This is a genomic window from Methylobacterium sp. J-078 (assembly GCF_022829285.1).
Taxonomy (GTDB): domain Bacteria; phylum Pseudomonadota; class Alphaproteobacteria; order Rhizobiales; family Beijerinckiaceae; genus Methylobacterium.
Genome location: NZ_JAKSYI010000118.1, coordinates 1 through 19,221, shown reverse-complemented (window position 1 = coordinate 19,221; position 19,221 = coordinate 1). Strand labels below are relative to the sequence as shown.

Genomic DNA, 19,221 nt, shown 5'->3' with positions numbered 1-19,221 from the left:
ACCACCCCCACCCTCGATCCCTCCCCACAAGGGGGAGGGAGGGGGCCCTCACGCCATCTTGCAGCCGGCCGCCTCGGGCGAGAGGAACGACTTGCCGGACTGGATCACGTCCGCGAAATCATCCTTGTCCTTCATGGCGGACTTCGCCTTACCCTTGAGCAGGTAGTAATCCTTGATGACCTGGTGGTCGGCGGCGCGGATCTCCTCCTCGCCGGTGAGACCCGAATAGCGCAGGCCTTCGAGCGCCTTGATCACGGCGGGACCGTCAGCGGCGCCGGCCTTCGCGGCCGCGTCGAGGAGCAGCCTGGTGATCTGGTACGAGCCCGCGAAGGAGTAGTTCGGCGTCATCTTGGCGGTCTCGCGGACCTTGGCCACCAGGGCCTTGTTCAGGGGCGAGTCGATGCCGTGCCAGTACTGCGCGCCGAAATAGACGCCCTCGCAGAGGTCGGCGCCCAGCGCCTCGAACTGCTCCAGGCCCGAGGCCCAGGCGAGCACGATGGTCATGCGCTTCTTGAGGCCGAAGCTCACCGCCTGGCGCAGCGCGTCCGAGGATTGCGAGCCGAAGTTGAGGAGCAGCAGCACGTCGGGCTTGGCCGCGATGGCGTTGGTCAGGTAGCCGCTGAACTCCTTCTCGGCCAGCGAGTGGTAGCTGTTGCCGACGTGCTCGACGCCCTTCTCCTGGAACACCGCCTTGGCGGCGGTGAGCAGGCCCTCGCCGAACACGTATTGCGGGGTGATCGTGTACCAGCGCTTGGCCTGGGGCATCTGCGCGATCAGCGGGCGCACCGTCTGCGCGATGGCCCCGAAGGTCGGCACCGTCCAGCGGAAGGTGCCGCGATTGCAGTCGGAGCCGGTGATCTCGTCGGCCCCCGCCGTGGTGATGAAGACGCCGTCGCCCTTCGTGACCTCCTTGCCCATCACCAGGGCCTCGGAGGAGAGGATGCCGCCCGCGAACAGCCGGGTGCCCTGGCCCATCGCCTCCTGCACCTTGCGGGCGGCGGGGGCCGGCTTGCCCTCGGTGTCGATGTCCGCGATCGAAACCTTGCGGCCGAGCACGCTGCCGGCCTCCTGCGCGGCGAAGGCGGCGCCCAGCGAGGCGTACTTGCCGTTGGCGGCGAAGGCCCCCGAGATCGGCAGCGGCGCCCCGATCACCAGGGGACCTTCCGCCGCGCGTGCGCCCCGCAACAAGCCCGGAAGCGTGAGTCCGGAGGCGGCGAAAGCGCCGGCCGTGAGCGAGGTCTTCAGAAACGCACGACGATCACGCACAACATCGTTCCTTGATCACGGGCTTTGGCAGAGGATCTTTCTCCGCACAAAGGACGGTGCTTGTCCTGATCCGTCAAGCCGCTCGGCTCATGTTGCGCTGCACCTGTGCGAAACACGCTCGAAAGCCAACAGGACGGGCAGATCTTGCCCCGATCGCGATCAGACCCTATGCTTCGACGACAAATACGTGCGTTGGCTGCCGTATCACCCGCCCGGCGCGCATACGGTGAAGCTTCAAAAGGTCGGCGGCGTGCAGGCGCTCACCACCTCGCAGGCCACGGGGCCGACGCAGCGGAAGCGGTGCGGACGGCGGCTCTCGAAGTAGTAGGCGTCGCCGGGTCCGAGGATGCGGCGCTCCGCGTCCACCGTCACCTCCAGGCGGCCGCACAGGATGATGCCGCCCTCCTCGCCCTCGTGGACCAGGGGCACGCGTCCGGTATCGGCCCCGGGCTCGTAGCGCTCCTTGAGGAGTTGCAGGCCGCGCCCGAACAGGTTGTCGCCCACCTGCCGGTAGGAGATCGCCCCCTTGCCGATCTCGGTGAGTTCGTCGGACCGGTAGAACGCCTTGCGCGGGCGTTCCGGCTCCACGGCGAAGAACTCGGACAGGCCGATGGGAATACCGTCGAGGATGCGCTTCAGGGCGCCGACCGAGGGGTTCACCCCGTTCGATTCGATCAGCGAGATCGTCGAGTTCGGCACGCCGGTGCGCTTGGCGAGCGCCCGCTGCGACAGCCCGTGGCTCGTGCGGACGGTGCGCAGGCGCGCGCCGAGATCGATGCTCATCGAAACCTCTCGGTCGTCCCTCGGGCGGGGCGCCCTGTTAGGGATGTTCAGGATTCACCGACATTGCCTCTGCCGGCCCCATCTTTTCAAGGACATCGCGGGGGGAAGAAAAGGACTTGTTCGGTCCGCGCAATCGGCGCCTCCTCCGGGTCCATAGACGTCCCCACGGGAGGATCGCCATGGATCGCCACCACGCCGCCAACGCCCCCGGGCTCGACGCCTACTGGATGCCCTTCACGGCCAACCGGCAGTTCAAGGCCGCGCCGCGGATGCTCGCCTCGGCCAAGGGCATGCACTACACCGCCACGGACGGTCGCAGCGTCCTCGACGGCACCGCCGGCCTCTGGTGCGTGAATGCCGGGCACGGGCGCCAGGGCATCGCCTCGGCCGTCGAGCGCCAGCTCACCACCCTCGACTTCGCGCCCTCGTTCCAGATGGGCCACCCGGCGGCCTTCGACTTCGCCGAGCGCCTCGCCGCGATCGCGCCGGGCGGCCCGGAGGCCGGGCTCGACCGGGTGTTCTTCACCGGCTCCGGCTCCGAATCCGTGGACACCGCCCTGAAGATCGCGCTCGCTTACCAGCGCGCCATCGGCCAGGGCACGCGCACCAAGCTGATCGGACGCGAGCGCGGCTATCACGGCGTCGGCTTCGGCGGCATCTCGGTGGGCGGCCTCGTCAACAACCGCCGCGTCTTTCCCCTGCTGCCGGGCGTCGACCACCTGCGCCACACCCACGATCTCGCGTGCAACGCCTTCTCCAAGGGCCTGCCCGCGCACGGGGCGGACCTCGCCGACGACCTCGAGCGCCTCGTGGCGCTGCACGGGGCCGAGACCATCGCGGCCTGCATCATCGAGCCGGTGGCCGGCTCCACCGGCGTGCTGCTGCCACCGCAGGGCTACCTGGAGCGCCTGCGCGAAACTTGCGACCGGCACGGCATCCTGCTGATCTTCGACGAGGTCATCACCGGCTTCGGCCGTCTCGGCACGCCCTTCGCCACCGACTATTTCGGCGTGGTGCCCGACCTCGTCACCACCGCCAAGGGCCTGACCAACGGCACGCTGCCCATGGGCGCGGTGTTCTGCAAGCGATCCGTCCACGACGCCCTGATGCACGGCCCCGAGGCCGTGATCGAGCTGTTCCACGGCTACACCTATTCCGGGCACCCGGTGGCCTGCGCGGCGGGCCTCGCCACCCTCGACATCTACGCGGCCGAGGGCCTGCTGACCCGCGGGGCGGACCTCGCCGAGGACTGGGCCAGCGCCATGCACGACCTGCGGGGCGCGCAACACGTCATCGACATCCGCACCATCGGCCTGGTCGCCGGCATCGAGCTGGCGCCGCGCCCGGGGGCGCCCGGCGCGCGGGCCTACGACGTCTTCGTCGACTGCTTCGAGCGCGGCCTGCTCGTGCGCGTCACAGGCGACATCGTCGCCCTGTCACCGCCGCTGATCGTCGAGCGCGAGCAGATCGACACCATGGCGTCGATCCTCGGCGACGCCATCGCCCGCGCCGCCTGAACTCTTCCGACTCTCCGTCCGTCAGGATTCTCGATGCCCACCGCGATTTCGCACTTCATCGGCGGCCGGACCGTTGCCGGCACGGCCACGCGCTCCGCCCCCGTCTTCAACCCGGCCACCGGCGAGGAGACCGGCCGGGTCGCCCTGGCCGATGTGGCCGACGTGAACGCGGCGGTGGCCGCCGCCAAGGCGGTCGCCCGCGACTGGGCGCTGACCACGCCGTTGCGCCGCGCCCGCATCCTCAACGCCTTCCTGCGCATCGCGGAAGACCGCACCGACGAACTCGCCGCCCTGATCACCGCCGAGCACGGCAAGGTGCTCTCCGACGCCAAGGGGGAGATCCAGCGCGGGCTCGAGGTGGTGGAGTTCGCCACCGGCATCCCGCAACTCCTCAAGGGCGAGGTCACCGAGAACGTCGGCACCCGCGTCGACAGCCATTCCCTGCGCCAGCCGCTGGGCGTGGTCGCCGGCATCACGCCGTTCAACTTCCCCGTCATGGTGCCGATGTGGATGTTTCCCGTCGCCCTGGCCTGCGGCAACTGCTTCGTCCTCAAGCCCTCCGAGCGCGACCCCTCGCCCGCCCTCCTGGTGGCGGCCTGGCTCAAGGAAGCGGGCCTGCCCGACGGTGTCTTCAACGTCGTGAACGGCGACAAGGAGGCGGTCGACGCCCTCCTGCACCACCCCGACGTGGCCGCGGTCAGCTTCGTCGGATCGACCCCGATCGCGCGGTACATCTACGCCACAGCCACGGCCAACGGAAAGCGCGCCCAGTGCCTGGGCGGCGCCAAGAACCACATGATCGTCATGCCGGACGCCGACCTGGATCAGGCGGTGGACGCCCTGATGGGCGCGGCCTACGGCTCGGCCGGCGAGCGCTGCATGGCGATCTCGGTGGCCGTCCCCGTGGGCGAGAAGACCGCCGACGCCCTTGTGGCCAAGCTCATCCCGAAGGTGCGCGCCCTGAAGGTCGGGCCCGGCACCGATCCCGATTCGGAGATGGGCCCCCTCGTGACGAAGGTCCACCGCGACAAGGTCAGCGGCTACATCGATGCCGGCGTGGCGGAAGGGGCCGAGCTCCTGGTCGACGGGCGCGGCCTCAGCCTCCAGGGCTACGAGGGCGGCTACTTCCTCGGCGGCAGCCTGTTCGACCGGGTCACCCCGGAGATGTCGATCTACCGGGAGGAGATTTTCGGGCCCGTGCTCGCGGTCACCCGGGTGCCGGACTACGCGACCGCCGCCCGGCTCATCAACGAGCACGAGTTCGGCAACGGCACCGCGATCTTCACCCGCGACGGGGATGCCGCGCGCGAATTCGCCCACGGCATCGAAGTCGGCATGGTGGGCATCAACGTGCCGATCCCGGTGCCGATGGCGTTCCACTCCTTCGGCGGCTGGAAGGCATCGCTGTTCGGCGACCACGCCATGCACGGCCCCGAGGGCGTGCGCTTCTACACCCGCCTGAAGACCATCACCACGCGCTGGCCCACCGGCATCCGCGCCGGCGCCGACTTCGTCATGCCGACGATGAAGTAGAGGCGCCCTCCGGGGGAGCGGGCGGACGCGGGCATCAGAATACGGCGTGCTCGCCGCGCTCGTTCGTCACCTCACCCCGGACCAGGCGCGCGTAATGGTCGAACAGCGTGTCCGACCCCGTCGAGGGCGTGGCGTGCGCATCGTATCGCCCGGTCGCCGGGTCGAAAACCAGCATGGACTCGGTGGCGTAGTAGCGCCCGATGCGCGCGAGTTCGGCCTTGGCGGCCAGGGCCGGCAGCCAGCGGCCGAGGGTCGCCAGGATCGTCACGATCGCGTCGAGCAGCGCCACGGGGACATGGGTGAAGCGCGGCTCGCGTCCCAGCAGGGCGAACAGGTGCTCGCCCTGCGCGCGCGGCGTGATCGCCTCGCCCGGTCCCCCGATCGGGAGCACGCGGTTGCGCCGGTCGTCGCGGTCGAGGCATTCGGCGAGGTAGGCGCCGAGGTCGTCGTCGCCGATCGGCTTGCAGGCGGTGATCGCGCCGTCGCCGAAGACCAGGAAGGGCTTTCCGCGCCTCACGCGCTCGACCTGCCCCGACAGCGATTTGAAGAAGGCCGTGGGCCGCACGATCGTGTAATCGAGGCCCGACGCGATCAGTTCGGCCTCGAAGGCGAGCTTGGCGTGCTGGAAGGCGAGGACCGGCTTCTGGACACAGATCGCCGAGAGCAGCACCACGTGCCGCACACCGGCCGCCTCGCTCGCGCGCAGCGCGTTCACCTGCGCCCGGTGGTCGATCGCCCAGGCGTCGGCGGGCAATCCGGTGCGCGAGGCCAGGCACGAGACCAGGACGTCAAATCGCTCGCCGCGCAGGCCGTCGCGCGCCAGCGATGCCGGGTCGGTCACGTCCGCGACCCGGGCGGTCGCGCCCTCGGGCGTGCGCGCCTCGGCGCCGGGCCTGACGAGGCAGACGGTCTCGTGGCCCCGCGAGACCAGAGCCCGCACGGTCGCCCGCCCGATCGTGCCCGTGCCGCCGAGAACGAGGACGCGCCGCGGGCGCGTCCGGTTCGCGGAAGCTCCGCTCAAGGCCGCTGCGGCGTCTGGCGTTTCGGCGTGGTGCGTTCGCTCGGACATCGGAGGGAGTGAGCGGTCATTCGCGGTGCCCCGTCAACGCGTCCGGGCCGGGACCGCCGCGCGGCCCGGCCCGCTCTCCGCTCAGATGTGGATCGCGCGCTTGCCCACGGCGAGGGCGGCTTCCTTCACGGCTTCCGTCAGGGTCGGGTGGGCGTGGCAGGTGCGGGCGACGTCCTCGGCGGAGGCGCCGAACTCCATCGCCACCGCGACTTCGGCGATTAGGTTGCCCGCATCCGCGCCGACGATGTGGACGCCGAGCACCCGGTCGGTGGTCGCGTCGGCCAGGATCTTCACGAAGCCGTCCGTGGTGTGGTTCACCTTGGCGCGGCCGTTGGCGGTGAAGGGGAATTTCCCACTGTTGTAGGCGATGCCGTCCTTCTTGAGCTCCTCCTCCGTCTTTCCGACCGAGGCGACCTCCGGATAGGTGTAGACCACGTTCGGGATCACGCCGTAATTCACGTGGCCCGACTGGCCGGCGAGCAACTCGGCCACGGCGACACCCTCGTCCTCGGCCTTGTGGGCCAGCATCGGCCCGGCGATGACGTCGCCGATGGCGTAGATGCCGGTGACGTTGGTGGCGTAGTGGCTGTCCGTCTGGATGCGGCCCTTGTTGTCGAGGCCGACACCCACCGTCTCCAGGCCGAGGCCCTCGGTGTAGGGCACCCGGCCGATGGCCACGAGCACGACGTCGGCCTGCAGCTTCTCGGCCTCGCCGCCGGCGGCGGGCTCCACCGTGACGGTGGCGGCCCCGTCCTTGACCTCGACGCCCGTGACCTTCGACGAGAGCTTGAACTGCATGCCCTGCTTGCCGAGGATGCGCTGGAACTGCTTGCCGACCTCGCCGTCCATGCCCGGCAGGATCCGGTCGAGATACTCGACCACGGTCACCTCCGAGCCGAGGCGGCGCCAGACCGAGCCGAGTTCGAGGCCGATGACGCCGGCGCCGATGATGAGGAGCTTGCCCGGGACCTTCTCCAGGGTCAGCGCCCCGGTGGAGGAGACGACGATCGTCTCGTCGATGGTGACGCCGGGGAGCTTCGTGACGTCAGAGCCCGTGGCGATGACGACGTTCTTCGTCTCCAGGAGCTGGTTGCCGCCGTCCTCGGACAGCACCTCGACGCGGCCCGCACCCGCGAGGCGCGCGGTGCCGCGATAGGCGTCGATGCCGTTCTTCTTGAGCAGGTACTCGACGCCCTTGGTGTTGCCGTCGACGCCGTCCTGCTTGAAGGTCATCATCTTCGCGAGGTCGAGCTCGGGGGCGTTCACGATCACGCCCATGTCGGCGAAGTGCTTGCCCGCCTCCTCGAAGGCCTCCGAGGCGTGCAGCAGGGCCTTCGAGGGGATGCAGCCGACGTTGAGGCAGGTGCCGCCATGGGCGGCCCGCTTCTCCACCACGGCGGTCTTGAGGCCGAGCTGGGCGGCGCGGATGGCGCAGACGTAACCGCCGGGGCCGGTGCCGATGACGACGAGATCGTAGGACATGGAAATCTGACTCGCTGGATTGGGCGGCGGGTCATGCCCCACCATCGATGGACGAAGCGCGCGGAAGCGTCCGGCCGCGCGGGAGCGCGGCCGGCGGACGGCAGCTGCCGGGCCTTAAAGGTCGAGCACGAGGCGTGCCGGATCCTCCAGCGCCTCCTTGACGCGCACGAGGAAGGTCACGGCCTCCTTCCCGTCGACGATGCGGTGATCGTAGGACAGGGCGAGGTACATCATCGGCCGCGCCTCGATCTTGCCGGCGCGGACCACCGGACGCTCCTCGATGCGATGCATGCCGAGGATGCCGGATTGCGGCGCGTTGAGGATCGGGGTCGACATCAGCGAGCCGTAGATGCCGCCGTTGGTGATGGTGAAGGTGCCGCCCTGCATCTCGTCGATAGAGAGCTTGCCGTCACGGGCCTTCTTGCCGAAGCCGGCGATCTTCTTCTCGATTCCGGCGATCGACAGGTCGTCGGCGTCGCGCACCACCGGCACCACGAGGCCCTTGTCGGTGCCGACGGCGATGCCGATGTGGTAGTAGTTCTTGTAGACGAGGTCCTGCCCGTCGATCTCGGCATTCACCGCCGGCACGTCCTTCAGCGCCCCGATCACCGCCTTGGTGAAGAAGCCCATGAAGCCGAGCTTGGTGCCGTGCTTCTTCTCGAAGATGTCCTTGTACTGGCTCCGCATCGCCATCACGGCCGACATGTCGACGTCGTTGAACGTCGTCAGCATGGCGGCGGTGTCCTGCGCGTCCTTGAGACGGCGGGCGATGGTCTGGCGCAGCTTCGTCATGCGCACGCGCTCCTCGCGCGCCGCGTCGTCGGGCTTCGAGGGCGCGCGCGGGGCGGCGGGCTTGGCCTCCCGGGCGGGGGCCGGCGCCGGGGCGGACGGGCCCTTGGCGGTCGCCTCCAGCATGTCGCCCTTGGTGACACGGCCGTCCTTGCCGCTGCCGTTGAGGGTCGCGGGGTCGATGCCGGATTCGCGCGCCATCTTGGCCACCGCCGGGCCGTGGTCACCGGATTCGCGGGTCGCCTGGGGAGCGGCGTCGCCGTGATTGCCGTAGGCGGCCGAGGATTCGGTGGCGGGCGCGGCTTCCGCCTTCTTGCTCGCCTCGGCGGGCGCTTCGGCCTTCTTCGGGGCAGCCGCCTTGGCGTCGCCGGACGCCTCGACGATCGAGCCCAGCAGCGCGCCGGCCTCCACCGTCTCGCCGTCCTTGGCCAGGATCTCGCCGAGCTGGCCCGCCGCCGGCGCGTTCACCTCCAGGGTGACCTTGTCGGTCTCGAGTTCCACCAGGGGCTCGTCGGCCGCGACAGTGTCGCCCGGCTTCTTGAACCAGCGACCGATGGTGGCCTCGCTCACGGATTCGCCCAAGGTCGGGACGACGATATCGGTTGCCATGGTTCAGTGTCCGTCCGGAGGGTTCGGGACGCCGCTCGAGGGCGCCCTCGGATCGAGAAGGTTCGGGAAGGGCCGGCGGTCAGACCGCCAGCGCTTCGTTGAGGAAGGCCTGGAGCTGGGCCTGGTGCTTCGAGAGCATGCCCACCGCCGTGGAGGCGGAGGCCGGGCGGCCGACGTAGCGCGCGCGCTTGACCGGCGACTGGGCCTGACCCAGCACCCATTCGAGGTAGGGCTCGACGAAGGCCCAGGAGCCCATGTTCTTCGGCTCCTCCTGGCACCACACCACCTCGGCGTTGCGGAAGCGCCCCATCTCGCCCGCGAGCGCCTTGAGGGGGAACGGGTAGAGCTGCTCCACGCGCATCAGGTAGACGTCGTTGACGCCGCGCTTCTCGCGCTCGTCGTAGAGGTCGTAATAGACCTTGCCCGAACACAGCACGACGCGGCGGACCTTGTCGTCCTTGACGAGCTTGACGCCCTCCTCGTCGCGCTCGGCGTCGTCCCAGAGCACGCGGTGGAAGCTCGATCCCTCCGCCATCGCCTCGATCGGCGAGACCGCCTTCTTGTGGCGCAGGAGCGACTTCGGGGTCATTAGGATCAGCGGCTTGCGGAACTCGCGGTGCAGCTGGCGGCGCAGGATGTGGAAGTAGTTCGAGGGCGTGGTGCAGTTGGCGACCTGCATGTTGTCCTCGGCGCACATCTGCAGGAAGCGCTCCAGGCGGGCGGAGGAGTGCTCCGGCCCCTGGCCCTCGTAGCCGTGCGGCAAGAGCAGGGTCAGGCCCGACATGCGCAGCCACTTGCGCTCGCCGCTACTGATGAACTGGTCGATGACCACCTGGGCGCCGTTGGCGAAGTCGCCGAACTGCGCCTCCCAGAGCACCAGGGCGTTGGGCTCGGCCGCGGAGTAGCCGTACTCGAAGCCGAGCACCGCCTCCTCGGAGAGCATCGAGTTGATGACCTCCAGGCTGGCCTGGCCTTCGCGGATGGAATTCAGCGAGGTGTAGCGCTGCTCGTTCTCCTGGTCGATCACCACGGCGTGGCGCTGGGAGAAGGTGCCGCGCTCGACGTCCTGGCCCGAGAGGCGGACCCGGTTGCCCTCGATGAGGAGCGAGCCGAAGGCGAGCGCTTCCGCCGTCGCCCAGTCGATACCCTTGCCGGATTCCACCGCCTTGGCGCGGTTGTCGAAGAAGCGCTGGATCGTGCGGTGCAGGTGGAAGCCGGGCGGCGGCGTGGTGATCTTCTGAGCGATCTCGCGCAGCGTCTCCACGGCGACGCCGGTCTTGCCGCGGCGGGGATCGTCCACGTCCTCGCGCACGGCCTTGAAGCCGGCCCAGCGTCCGTCGAGCCAGTCGGCCTTGTTGGCCTTGTAGTTGTTGGCGACCTCGAGCTCGGCATCCAGGATGGCGCGGAACTCGGCCTTGCGGGTGTCGAGCTGCTCTTGGCTGAGCACGCCCTCGGCGACGAGCTTCTTGCCGTAGGTCTCCAGCGCGGTCGGGTGCTTGCGGATGCGCTGGTACATCTTCGGCTGGGTGAAGGCCGGCTCGTCGCCCTCGTTGTGGCCGAAGCGGCGGTAGCACAGCATGTCGATGACGACGGGCTTGCCGAACTTCTGGCGGTACTCGATCGCGATCTTGGCCGCGAACGTCACGACCTCCGGGTCGTCGCCGTTGCAGTGGAAGATCGGCGCCTCCACCATCTTCGCGACATCCGACGGGTAAGGGGACGATCGCGAGAAGCGCGGATCAGTGGTGAAGCCGATCTGGTTGTTGATGATGAAGTGGATCGAGCCGCCGGTGCGGTGGCCCTTGAGGCCGGAGAGGCCGAGGCACTCGGCCACCACGCCCTGGCCGGCGAAGGCCGCGTCGCCGTGGATGAGCAGCGGCACCACGCGGGTGCGCTCCACGGTCGGCTTGGCGCGCTGGTCCTGCTTGGCGCGCACCTTGCCCAGCACAACGGGGTCGACGATCTCGAGGTGCGACGGGTTGGCGGTGAGCGAGAGGTGGACGTTGTTGCCGTCGAAGGAGCGGTCCGACGAGGCACCGAGGTGGTACTTCACGTCGCCGGAGCCCTCGACCTCGGCGGGGTTGGCCGAGCCGCCCTTGAACTCGTTGAACACCGCCCGGAAGGGCTTGGCCATCACGTTGGTGAGCACGTTGAGGCGGCCACGATGGGCCATGCCCACCACGATCTCCTCCGCACCCAGCGCGCCGCCGCGCTTGATGATCTGTTCGAGCGCCGGGATCATCGCCTCGGAGCCGTCGAGGCCGAAGCGCTTGGTGCCGGTGTACTTGAGGTCGAGGAACTTCTCGAAGCCCTCGGCCTCGATCAGCTTGTTCAGGATCGCGCGACGGCCCTCGGGCGTGAAGGTGATCTCCTTGCCCTTGCCCTCGATGCGCTCCTGGATCCAGGCCTTCTCCTCCGGATTGGAGATGTGCATGAACTCGACGCCGAGCGTCTGGCAGTAGGTGCGCTCCAGGATCTCGACGATCTCACGGATGGTCGAGAATTCGAGGCCGAGCACGTTGTCGAGGAAGATCGGGCGGTCCCAGTCCTTCTCCTCGAAGCCGTAATGCTGCGGGTGCAGTTCCTCGTGGTCGCCGCGCGGGGCGAGGCCGAGGGGATCGAGCTTGGCGTGGAGGTGGCCGCGCATGCGGTAGGCGCGGATCAGCATGATCGCGCGCACCGAATCCTTGGTCGCCTGCTCCACCGAGATGCCGGGGGCGGAGGCGATGACGGTGCCTTTGGAGGGCGCCGACGCGGTGTCGGACTTCGCGCGGATCTTCTCGCCGATGGCCTTCTCGACGGTGGCCCAGTTGCCGTCGAGCGCCGAGACGATCTCGCCGTTGGCGTGGATCGGCCAGTTCGGCCGCTCCCAGGACGCGCCGGCCGCGTTCTTCTCCGCCAGCCCCTTGTCCTCGTTCAGGGACCGGAAGAAGGTCTGCCACTCGGGGTCGACCGAGTTCGGATCACGGGCGTAGGCCGCCTGCAGTTCCTCGATGTAGGCGGCGTTGCCGCCGTAGAGGAACGAGGTTTCGAGCGCGTCCTGGCGTGCCATCGTTCGGGTCATCCTGCCGCTGTGCGCGGTCCTCCGCCGGGGAGGCCCGCTGCCCGATCACCTGACGCGCGGGTCGCGGAGGGGATCGGATTTACCGGGAAAGACGCGGGCTCGGGCTCGCGTCGCTCGTTCGTAGATGGGGTCGCGGACCTGAACGCCGGGGCAATGCAGGCCTGCGATTCCCGCGTGTCAGCCGCGCAGGACCTCGACGAGGGTGCTGCCGAGGCGGGCCGGCGAGGGCGAGACCCGGATGCCGGCCGCTTCCATGGCGGCGATCTTGTCCTCGGCGCCGCCCTTGCCGCCCGAGATGATGGCGCCCGCATGGCCCATGCGGCGGCCCGGAGGCGCCGTGCGGCCGGCGATGAAGCCGACCATGGGCTTGCTTCGGCCGCGCTTGGCCTCGTCCGCCAGGAACTGCGCCGCCTCTTCCTCGGCGGAGCCGCCGATCTCGCCGATCATCACGATCGACTCGGTCTTGTCGTCGGCGAGGAACAGTTCGAGCATGGAGATGAACTCCGTGCCCTTCACCGGATCGCCGCCGATGCCCACCGCCGTGGTCTGGCCGAGGCCCGCATTGGTGGTCTGGAACACCGCCTCGTAGGTCAGCGTGCCGGAGCGCGAGACGATGCCGACCGAGCCGGGCTTGAAGATGTTGGCCGGCATGATGCCGATCTTACACGCGCCCGCCGTGACGATGCCGGGGCAGTTCGGTCCCACCAGGCGGGACTTCGAGCCTTCCAGGGCGCGCTTGACCCGCACCATGTCGAGCACCGGGATGCCCTCCGTGATGCAAACGATGAGCGGGATCTCCGCCTGGATCGCCTCGCAGATCGCATCCGCCGCGCCCGGCGGCGGCACGTAGACGACGGATGCCGTCGCGCCGGTGGCTTCCCGCGCCTCCGCCACCGTGTCGAAGACCGGCAGGTTGAGGTGCTTGGAGCCGCCCTTACCCGGCGAGGTGCCGCCGACCATCTTGGTGCCGTAGGCGATGGCCTGCTCGGAGTGGAAGGTCCCGTTCTTGCCGGTGAAACCCTGGCAGATGACCTTGGTGTTCGCGTCGATCAGGATGGACATGGGTACTCTCAGCCCTTCTTCACGGCGGCGACGATTTTTTGCGCGGCGTCGTCGAGATCGTCCGCCGGGATCACGTTCAAGCCGGAATTCCGGATGATCTCCTTGCCCTTCTCGACGTTGGTGCCCTCGAGGCGCACCACCAGCGGCACCTGAAGGCCCACCGCCTTGACCGCCGCGATCACGCCGTTGGCGATCACGTCGCATTTCATGATGCCGCCGAAGATGTTGACGAGGATGCCCTTCACCTGCGGGTCGGCGGTGATGATCTTGAAGGCCGCCGTGACTTTCTCCTCACTGGCGCCGCCGCCGACATCGAGGAAGTTCGCCGGCTCCTCGCCGTAGAGCTTGATGATGTCGAGGGTCGCCATGGCGAGGCCCGCCCCGTTGACCATGCAGCCGATGGTGCCGTCGAGCGCGATGTAGGCGAGATCGTACTTCGAGGCCTCGATCTCCTTGGCGTCCTCCTCGGTCTCGTCGCGCAGGGCCACGATGTCGGGGTGGCGGTAGAGGGCGTTGGAATCGAAGGAGATCTTGGCGTCGAGGCACTTGAGGTGGCCGTCGCCGGTGAGCACCAGCGGGTTGATCTCCAGCATGCTCATGTCCTTGGCGGTGAACGCCGCGTAGAGCTTGGTGGTGAGATCAGCCGCTTCCTTGGCCTGCGCGCCGGAGAGGCCCAGCGTCTTGGCGACGAGGCGGCCGTGATGGGGCATCACGCCGGTGGCGGGATCGACCGAGAAGGTGACGATCTTCTCCGGCGTGTCGTGCGCCACCGTCTCGATGTCCATGCCGCCTTCCGTGGAGACGACGTAGGCCACCCGGCCGGTCTCGCGGTCGACAAGCATCGAGAGGTAGAACTCCGCCTCGATCTGGGCGCCCTCCTCGATGTAGAGGCGGTTGACCTGCTTGCCGACCTCGCCGGTCTGGATCGTCACCAGGGTCTCGCCCAGCATCTCGCCGGCGAATTGCTTGACCTCGTCGAGGGACTTGGTGACGCGCACGCCGCCCTTGGCGCCGGCGGGAGCGCCCTTGAAGGTGCCCTTGCCGCGGCCGCCCGCGTGGATCTGCGACTTCACCACCCAGACCGGACCGCCGAGTTCCTTCGCGGCGGCCTCGGCCTCCTCCGGCTTGAAGATCGCCACACCCTTGGAAACGGGCAGGCCGAATTCCTTCAGCACCGCCTTGGCCTGGTATTCGTGAATGTTCATGAACGTTTCTCCGCCTCGTCCCGGCGCCGGGCGCGGGAGTTCAGGACACGACACCGGCACCGTCGCGCCGGCCGCGAAAGCCGCCGACGCGCGATGCTTCTCACTGTGGTCAGGCCAGCGCGGGGTTCACGCCCTTGCAGGCCTCGATCAGGGTCTTCACGGCGCCGACCGACTTGTCGAACATCGCCTTCTCGTCGCCGTTGAACTCGACTTCGAGGACGCGCTCGACGCCGTTCGCGCCGATCACGATCGGCACGCCGACATACATGTCGGAGACGCCGTACTCGCCGTTGAGGTAGGCGGCGCAGGGCAGCACGCGGCGCTTGTCGCGCAGGTAGCTCTCGGCCATGGCGATGGCGGAGGCGGCGGGCGCATAGAAGGCCGAGCCGGTCTTGAGCAGGTTGACGATCTCGCCGCCGCCTTTGCGGGTGCGCTCGACCATGGCGTCGAGCTTCTCCTGGCTGGTCCAGCCGAGCTTGACCAGATCGGGGAGCGGCACGCCGGCCACGGTGGAGTAGCGCACCAGCGGGACCATGTCGTCGCCGTGGCCGCCGAGCACGAAGGCGGTCACGTCCTCAACCGAGACCTTGAACTCGTCGGCGAGGAAGTGGCGGAAGCGGGCGGAATCGAGTACGCCGGCCATGCCGACCACCTTGTGGGTGGGGAGCCCTGAGAACTTCTGCAGGGCCCAGACCATCGCGTCGAGGGGGTTGGTGATGCAGATCACGAAGGCGTCGGGCGCGTGCTCCTTGATGCCGGTGCCGACGGCCTCCATGACCTTGAGGTTGATGCCGATCAGGTCGTCGCGGCTCATGCCGGGCTTGCGCGGCACGCCGGCCGTCACGATCACCACGTCGGCCCCGGCGATCGCCGCGTAGTCGCTGGCGCCCGTATAGGTGGCGTCGAAGCCGTCGACCGGCGCGGATTCGGCGATGTCGAGGCCCTTGCCCTGCGGGACGCCGTCGGCGATGTCGAACAGCACGACGTCGCCGAGTTCCTTCAGGCCCGCCAGATGCGCGAGGGTTCCACCGATCTGTCCGGCGCCGATGAGCGCGATCTTGCTGCGTGCCATGGGGGAAATGAACCTCCGTTCCTGAAGTGACGGGTCACGTCGCTCGGGGCTCGTAAAACCACCGGCGCGTTGCTGCGGCGGTGTGTGGCCGAAAAGGCCCAGAGCTTCAACCGAGGCACCCGTTACAAAGCAGGGTTCGGGCCAAGCCGTGGGCGGCACGCCTCGCGCCGCAGCTGAAGAAAGCTCTGTCGACGCAATTGCTTAGGGAGTATCAACGCGATGCCGTTCGGCGGCAAAGCTCAAGTGACAAGATTTCCGATCTGTCACTTCATCTAGAGCGTGCCGGTCCGCAGCACCTTCTGGATGGCCAGGATCACCGCGCCGAGACGGGCCTCCACGAGGTCGCGCGGCAGGTCCGCATCGTGCTGAATCGCCAGCGGATGGGTGAAGCGGTAGCTCGCGTCGAAGATGTGGGCGATGGCCCGCTCGCGGTCGCGCGCCACGAACGCCCCGGCCCCGATGCCCTCCTCCACCACGCGCTCCACGAGGCTGCGCAGGCGCACCCGGTGGCGCCGGGCGATGGGCCGGGCGGCCACGGTGGCGTCGAGGTGGACCGCGAACAGATTCGGCTCGTGCGCCAGGGTCTCGCGCTGGACGCTGGCGAGCGCGGTGAGCAGGCGCTCGATCTTGTCGTCGGCCGGATCGGGCGCATCGGCGATGCGGGCGAGTTCGGCCTCCACGTCGCGCAGCCAGCGCCCCGCCACGGCGTCGAGGAGCGCGTCCTTCGAGGGGAAGTAGCGGTAGACGTTGGCGTGCGTCATGCCGGCCTCGGCCGCCACGGCCACCACGGTGACCCGCTTGGGCCCGAGGCGGCGCAGGTGCTCCGTGGCGACGGCGAGCAAGCGCGCATCGACGGCCAGGGGTGCCGCGGCCCGGGCGGCCGGGCGGGCGACGCGCGGCACCGTGATGCGCACGGCGCTCTCCGGGGCCGCCTGGTCCTCGGAAGGTTCGCTCCCCCGATTGAGGCCGAGGTCGATCTCGTGCCCGAAGGCGAAGGGCGGGCCAGGCGGCTGCATCAAATCGGACACCGGGGCTCGTGGATGGACGGGAGGGCGCCTCCCGGACGGGTCCGCTTCGCCAGAAACGGGCTTCCTGCCGGAAAGTCCAACGAGGCCAATGCCAATGACAGCACCAGCCTCGCTGTAACGCCCCTTTAACGACTCAGAACTGGTTCTTCCAGGCCCTTAGTGCCGTAAAGACAACCGAGGGCTGGGTGCCGGGCGCGAGATCCACGCTTCGGGCGAGGTTCGGCTCCCCGGCGCGCAGGAACGGATTGGTCGCGCGCTCCGCCCCCATCGTGCTCGGAATCAGGAAGCGGCCCTCCGCCTTGGCGCGCTCGGCCTCGGCCGCGCGGGCGGCGAGCGCGGCGTTGCCGGGCTCGGCCGCCAGGGCGAAGCGCGCATTGGAGAGCAGGTAATCGTGGCCGCTGTAGACCGCCGTGTCGTCGGGCAGGGCCGAGAACCGCTCCAGGGAACGCCACAGGGTGGCGGGCTCGGCCTCCATCACCCGGCCGCAGCCAAGGGTGAACAGGGTGTCGCCGGCGAACACCACGCGCGCGTCCGCGAACCAGTAGGTGACGTGATCGGCGCAGTGTCCCGGCGTTTCCCAGACCTGCGCCGTCAGGTCGCCGACCCGGACCACGTCCCCCTCGCGCACCGTGACGTCGACCTCCGGCACCGCGTCGCCCGCCTTCAGGGGCGCCGTCACCCGGGCGCCCGTGCGGCGCTTCACCTCCGGGATGCCCTCGACGTGGTCGCCGTGCCGGTGGGTGACGAGGATGTCGGTCAACGTCCAGCCGGTCTCGTCGAGGGCCTTCAGGACGGGCCCCGCCTCCGGCGCGTCGATGGCCGCGCAGGCCCCGGTGGCGGGGTCGCGGATGAGCACGCCGATATTGTCGCTGCGACAGAGGAAGGTGCGGATCTCGGGGGCCGGGGACGATGGGGTGCTCTGGGCGGTCATGGGGGGCTCCTGGCCGGACTGGAGATCGGTGGTCGTTCGGGAGATGGGACCCGCGCATGCAGGGTCCAGGGGGCGCGTGTCCCCCCGCCCGGTTTCTCCCATTCCTCGGGCGGCCCACATTCCTTGGGCGGCCCAGGCCGATCCGGGCTTGTCGCGGGGGGCGGCGGCCCCCATTGATGCCCTGCACCGTTCCTTCGCGCCGCGCCGGCCGCACGAAACCCGCCCCATGCGCCTCGACGTCACAGACCTGCGCGCCTTCTACGCGAGCCCCCTCGGAGGCGTGACGCACCGCATCGTCGCGCGCGCGATCCACGGCTTCCTCGGCTCGGTCTCGGGCCTGCGCGTGCTGGGGCTCGGCTACGCCACGCCCTATCTCGGCCCCGTCCACGTCATCGCCGAGCGGACGCTCGCCTTCATGCCGGCGACGCAAGGGGTGGTGAACTGGCCCGGCAGCGGACGCTCCTGCTCGGCGCTGGCCGACCCCACCATGATGCCCCTGCCGGAAGCGGCGGTGGACCGGGTCATCCTCGTCCATGCGCTGGAATCCGTGGAAAGCCCGACCGAACTGCTGCAGGACGTCTGGCGGGTGCTGACGCCGGGCGGGCGGATGATCCTGGTGGTGCCCAACCGGCGCGGCGTCTGGGCCCGGCGCGACGCGACGCCCTTCGGGCACGGCCAGCCCTACAGCCGCTCGCAGCTCGCTCGGTTGATGCGGACCACCCAGTTCTCCCCCGAGGGCTGGGCCGAGACCCTCTACATGCCCCCGGTGGAGAACCGCCTGCTGCTGCGCACGGCCAGCGCCTGGGAGCGGATGGGCACCAGCCTGTCGATGCCCTTCGCCGGGCTGCACGTGGTGGATGCCACCAAGCAGCTCTACCGGCCCGTCGCCGTGCGCCGGGTGCGCAGGGCCACCCGCCTCGCCCCGGCCCGCGTGCTGGTGCCGGCCCCCTCCCCCGGCTGAGCACATGCTGAACCTCATCGCCCCCGAGGCGGCGCTCCAGAGCTTCGTGCTCGCCTTCTCCTCGCTGTTCTCCATCGTGAACCCGGTGGGCTCGTCCCTGATCTTCGCGCAGGTGGCGGCTGCCCACTCGCATGGCGAGCGCCTGGAGCTCGCCAAGCGCATCGGCCTCTACGCGGCGCTGATCATGCTGGCGGCCCTCTGGGCGGGCGCGCCGATCCTCAACTTCTTCGGCGTCTCGCTCAGCGCCCTGCGCATCGCCGGCGGCCTCGTGGTGGCGGCCTCGGCCTGGACGCTGCTGACCGCACCCGAGGCGCGCGAAGCCCGCAAGCAGGCGGAGGCGACGCGCGAGCCCGCCGGAAACCTCGCCGAAATCGCGTTCTTCCCCCTCACCCTGCCCTTCACCACCGGCCCCGGCACCATCGCGGTGGCGATCGCGCTCGGCTCCAACCGGCCGGCACCCGGCCCCGACCGGATCGGCTTCTACGTGGGCATGTCCCTGGCGGCGCTGGCCATCGCCGTACTGGTGCGCTTCACCTACGGCTCGGCCGACCGGGTGGTGACCTGGATCGGCCCCGTCGGCGCGCGGGTACTCGGACGCCTCTTCGCCTTCCTGCTCCTCTGCGTCGGCACCCAGATCACCGTCAACGGCGTCACGGACGTGATCGGGCCGCTCCTGGCGCAGGCGGGGCGCTGATCCAACCCACACTTTGCTAGTGCACTGACGCGGTCAGAGGATTCACGAGGCGGGCGATGCATGCGAGTCTGGGCAATGGCTCAGACCGTCTGCGTGCTCCTCGACGCCGCCACCCAGTCAGCGCTTGCCGCGATCGCCGGCGATCGATCCCGCCCC

Annotated in this window: 15 protein-coding genes; 4 read left to right on the top strand and 11 right to left on the bottom strand. The window is 69.5% G+C overall.

Annotated features, from left to right (window positions below):
* Positions 1–48 precede the first annotated feature (48 nt).
* Together MKK58_RS19520 and MKK58_RS19515 are read right to left on the bottom strand one after the other, a co-directional pair.
* On the bottom strand, positions 49–1,266 hold the full coding sequence (locus tag MKK58_RS19520) for an ABC transporter substrate-binding protein (protein ID WP_243913969.1): 1,218 nt from the start codon (positions 1,264–1,266) through the stop codon (positions 49–51).
* Between the two features lie 234 nt (positions 1,267–1,500).
* Positions 1,501–2,049 carry a cupin domain-containing protein gene (locus tag MKK58_RS19515; RefSeq protein WP_243913967.1) on the bottom strand — a complete coding sequence of 183 codons (549 nt, stop codon included), beginning with the start codon at positions 2,047–2,049 and terminating at the stop codon, positions 1,501–1,503.
* Between the two features lie 179 nt (positions 2,050–2,228).
* Here MKK58_RS19515 and MKK58_RS19510 point away from each other — a divergent pair, with 179 nt between their 5' ends.
* Positions 2,229–3,566 carry an aspartate aminotransferase family protein gene (locus tag MKK58_RS19510; RefSeq protein WP_243913959.1) on the top strand — a complete coding sequence of 446 codons (1,338 nt, stop codon included), beginning with the start codon at positions 2,229–2,231 and terminating at the stop codon, positions 3,564–3,566.
* 33 nt (positions 3,567–3,599) lie between these two features.
* The gene (locus tag MKK58_RS19505) at positions 3,600–5,099 is read left to right on the top strand and encodes a CoA-acylating methylmalonate-semialdehyde dehydrogenase (RefSeq protein WP_243913957.1); all 1,500 of its coding nucleotides are present in this window, start codon (positions 3,600–3,602) and stop codon (positions 5,097–5,099) included.
* Between the two features lie 34 nt (positions 5,100–5,133).
* Here MKK58_RS19505 and MKK58_RS19500 read toward each other — a convergent pair whose 3' ends face one another.
* The 9 genes from MKK58_RS19500 to gloB all read right to left on the bottom strand — a co-directional run bounded on the left by MKK58_RS19500 (position 5,134) and on the right by gloB (position 17,410).
* Positions 5,134–6,120, bottom strand: a complete 987-nt coding sequence (locus tag MKK58_RS19500) for an NAD(P)H-binding protein (RefSeq protein ID WP_279578468.1) — start codon at positions 6,118–6,120, stop codon at positions 5,134–5,136.
* Positions 6,121–6,249: 129 nt separating this feature from the next.
* Positions 6,250–7,650 carry a dihydrolipoyl dehydrogenase gene (lpdA, locus tag MKK58_RS19495; protein WP_243913954.1) on the bottom strand — a complete coding sequence of 467 codons (1,401 nt, stop codon included), beginning with the start codon at positions 7,648–7,650 and terminating at the stop codon, positions 6,250–6,252.
* 114 nt (positions 7,651–7,764) lie between these two features.
* Positions 7,765–9,048 carry a 2-oxoglutarate dehydrogenase complex dihydrolipoyllysine-residue succinyltransferase gene (odhB, locus tag MKK58_RS19490; RefSeq protein ID WP_243913953.1) on the bottom strand — a complete coding sequence of 428 codons (1,284 nt, stop codon included), beginning with the start codon at positions 9,046–9,048 and terminating at the stop codon, positions 7,765–7,767.
* A gap of 79 nt (positions 9,049–9,127) precedes the next feature.
* The gene (locus tag MKK58_RS19485; RefSeq protein WP_243913952.1) at positions 9,128–12,100 is read right to left on the bottom strand and encodes a 2-oxoglutarate dehydrogenase E1 component; all 2,973 of its coding nucleotides are present in this window, start codon (positions 12,098–12,100) and stop codon (positions 9,128–9,130) included.
* A gap of 189 nt (positions 12,101–12,289) precedes the next feature.
* Complete coding sequence (gene sucD / locus MKK58_RS19480) at positions 12,290–13,174, bottom strand: succinate--CoA ligase subunit alpha (protein WP_243913951.1); 885 nt, start codon at positions 13,172–13,174, stop codon at positions 12,290–12,292.
* 8 nt (positions 13,175–13,182) lie between these two features.
* Entirely contained in the window at positions 13,183–14,379 is a 1,197-nt protein-coding gene (gene sucC / locus MKK58_RS19475) for an ADP-forming succinate--CoA ligase subunit beta (RefSeq protein WP_243913950.1), read from the bottom strand.
* Between the two features lie 109 nt (positions 14,380–14,488).
* Positions 14,489–15,451 (bottom strand): malate dehydrogenase, encoded by a 963-nt coding sequence (gene mdh / locus MKK58_RS19470; RefSeq protein ID WP_243913949.1) that lies wholly within the window; start codon positions 15,449–15,451, stop codon positions 14,489–14,491.
* A 272-nt stretch (positions 15,452–15,723) separates the two neighbouring features.
* On the bottom strand, positions 15,724–16,467 hold the full coding sequence (locus MKK58_RS19465) for a TetR family transcriptional regulator (RefSeq protein ID WP_243913947.1): 744 nt from the start codon (positions 16,465–16,467) through the stop codon (positions 15,724–15,726).
* A gap of 145 nt (positions 16,468–16,612) precedes the next feature.
* Positions 16,613–17,410: a hydroxyacylglutathione hydrolase gene (gene gloB / locus MKK58_RS19460; RefSeq protein WP_243913945.1), complete on the bottom strand. Its 798-nt coding sequence runs from the start codon at positions 17,408–17,410 to the stop codon at positions 16,613–16,615.
* Positions 17,411–17,636: 226 nt separating this feature from the next.
* On the opposite strand from gloB, the gene MKK58_RS19455 reads away from it, so the two are divergent.
* Together MKK58_RS19455 and MKK58_RS19450 are read left to right on the top strand one after the other, a co-directional pair.
* Complete coding sequence (locus MKK58_RS19455) at positions 17,637–18,371, top strand: class I SAM-dependent methyltransferase (protein WP_243913942.1); 735 nt, start codon at positions 17,637–17,639, stop codon at positions 18,369–18,371.
* A 4-nt stretch (positions 18,372–18,375) separates the two neighbouring features.
* The gene (locus MKK58_RS19450; RefSeq protein WP_243913941.1) at positions 18,376–19,065 is read left to right on the top strand and encodes a MarC family protein; all 690 of its coding nucleotides are present in this window, start codon (positions 18,376–18,378) and stop codon (positions 19,063–19,065) included.
* Positions 19,066–19,221 lie beyond the last annotated feature (156 nt).

Coding starts and splice junctions, on each gene's coding strand:
- MKK58_RS19485 (WP_243913952.1), bottom strand. CDS start 12,100: ATGGCACGCCAGGACGCGCTCGAAACCTCGTTCCTCTACGGCGGCAAC.
- MKK58_RS19465 (WP_243913947.1), bottom strand. CDS start 16,467: ATGCAGCCGCCTGGCCCGCCCTTCGCCTTCGGGCACGAGATCGACCTC.
- mdh (WP_243913949.1), bottom strand. CDS start 15,451: ATGGCACGCAGCAAGATCGCGCTCATCGGCGCCGGACAGATCGGTGGA.
- MKK58_RS19515 (WP_243913967.1), bottom strand. CDS start 2,049: ATGAGCATCGATCTCGGCGCGCGCCTGCGCACCGTCCGCACGAGCCAC.
- gloB (WP_243913945.1), bottom strand. CDS start 17,410: ATGACCGCCCAGAGCACCCCATCGTCCCCGGCCCCCGAGATCCGCACC.
- odhB (WP_243913953.1), bottom strand. CDS start 9,048: ATGGCAACCGATATCGTCGTCCCGACCTTGGGCGAATCCGTGAGCGAG.
- sucD (WP_243913951.1), bottom strand. CDS start 13,174: ATGTCCATCCTGATCGACGCGAACACCAAGGTCATCTGCCAGGGTTTC.
- lpdA (WP_243913954.1), bottom strand. CDS start 7,650: ATGTCCTACGATCTCGTCGTCATCGGCACCGGCCCCGGCGGTTACGTC.
- MKK58_RS19510 (WP_243913959.1), top strand. CDS start 2,229: ATGGATCGCCACCACGCCGCCAACGCCCCCGGGCTCGACGCCTACTGG.
- MKK58_RS19450 (WP_243913941.1), top strand. CDS start 18,376: ATGCTGAACCTCATCGCCCCCGAGGCGGCGCTCCAGAGCTTCGTGCTC.
- MKK58_RS19505 (WP_243913957.1), top strand. CDS start 3,600: ATGCCCACCGCGATTTCGCACTTCATCGGCGGCCGGACCGTTGCCGGC.
- MKK58_RS19455 (WP_243913942.1), top strand. CDS start 17,637: ATGCGCCTCGACGTCACAGACCTGCGCGCCTTCTACGCGAGCCCCCTC.
- sucC (WP_243913950.1), bottom strand. CDS start 14,379: ATGAACATTCACGAATACCAGGCCAAGGCGGTGCTGAAGGAATTCGGC.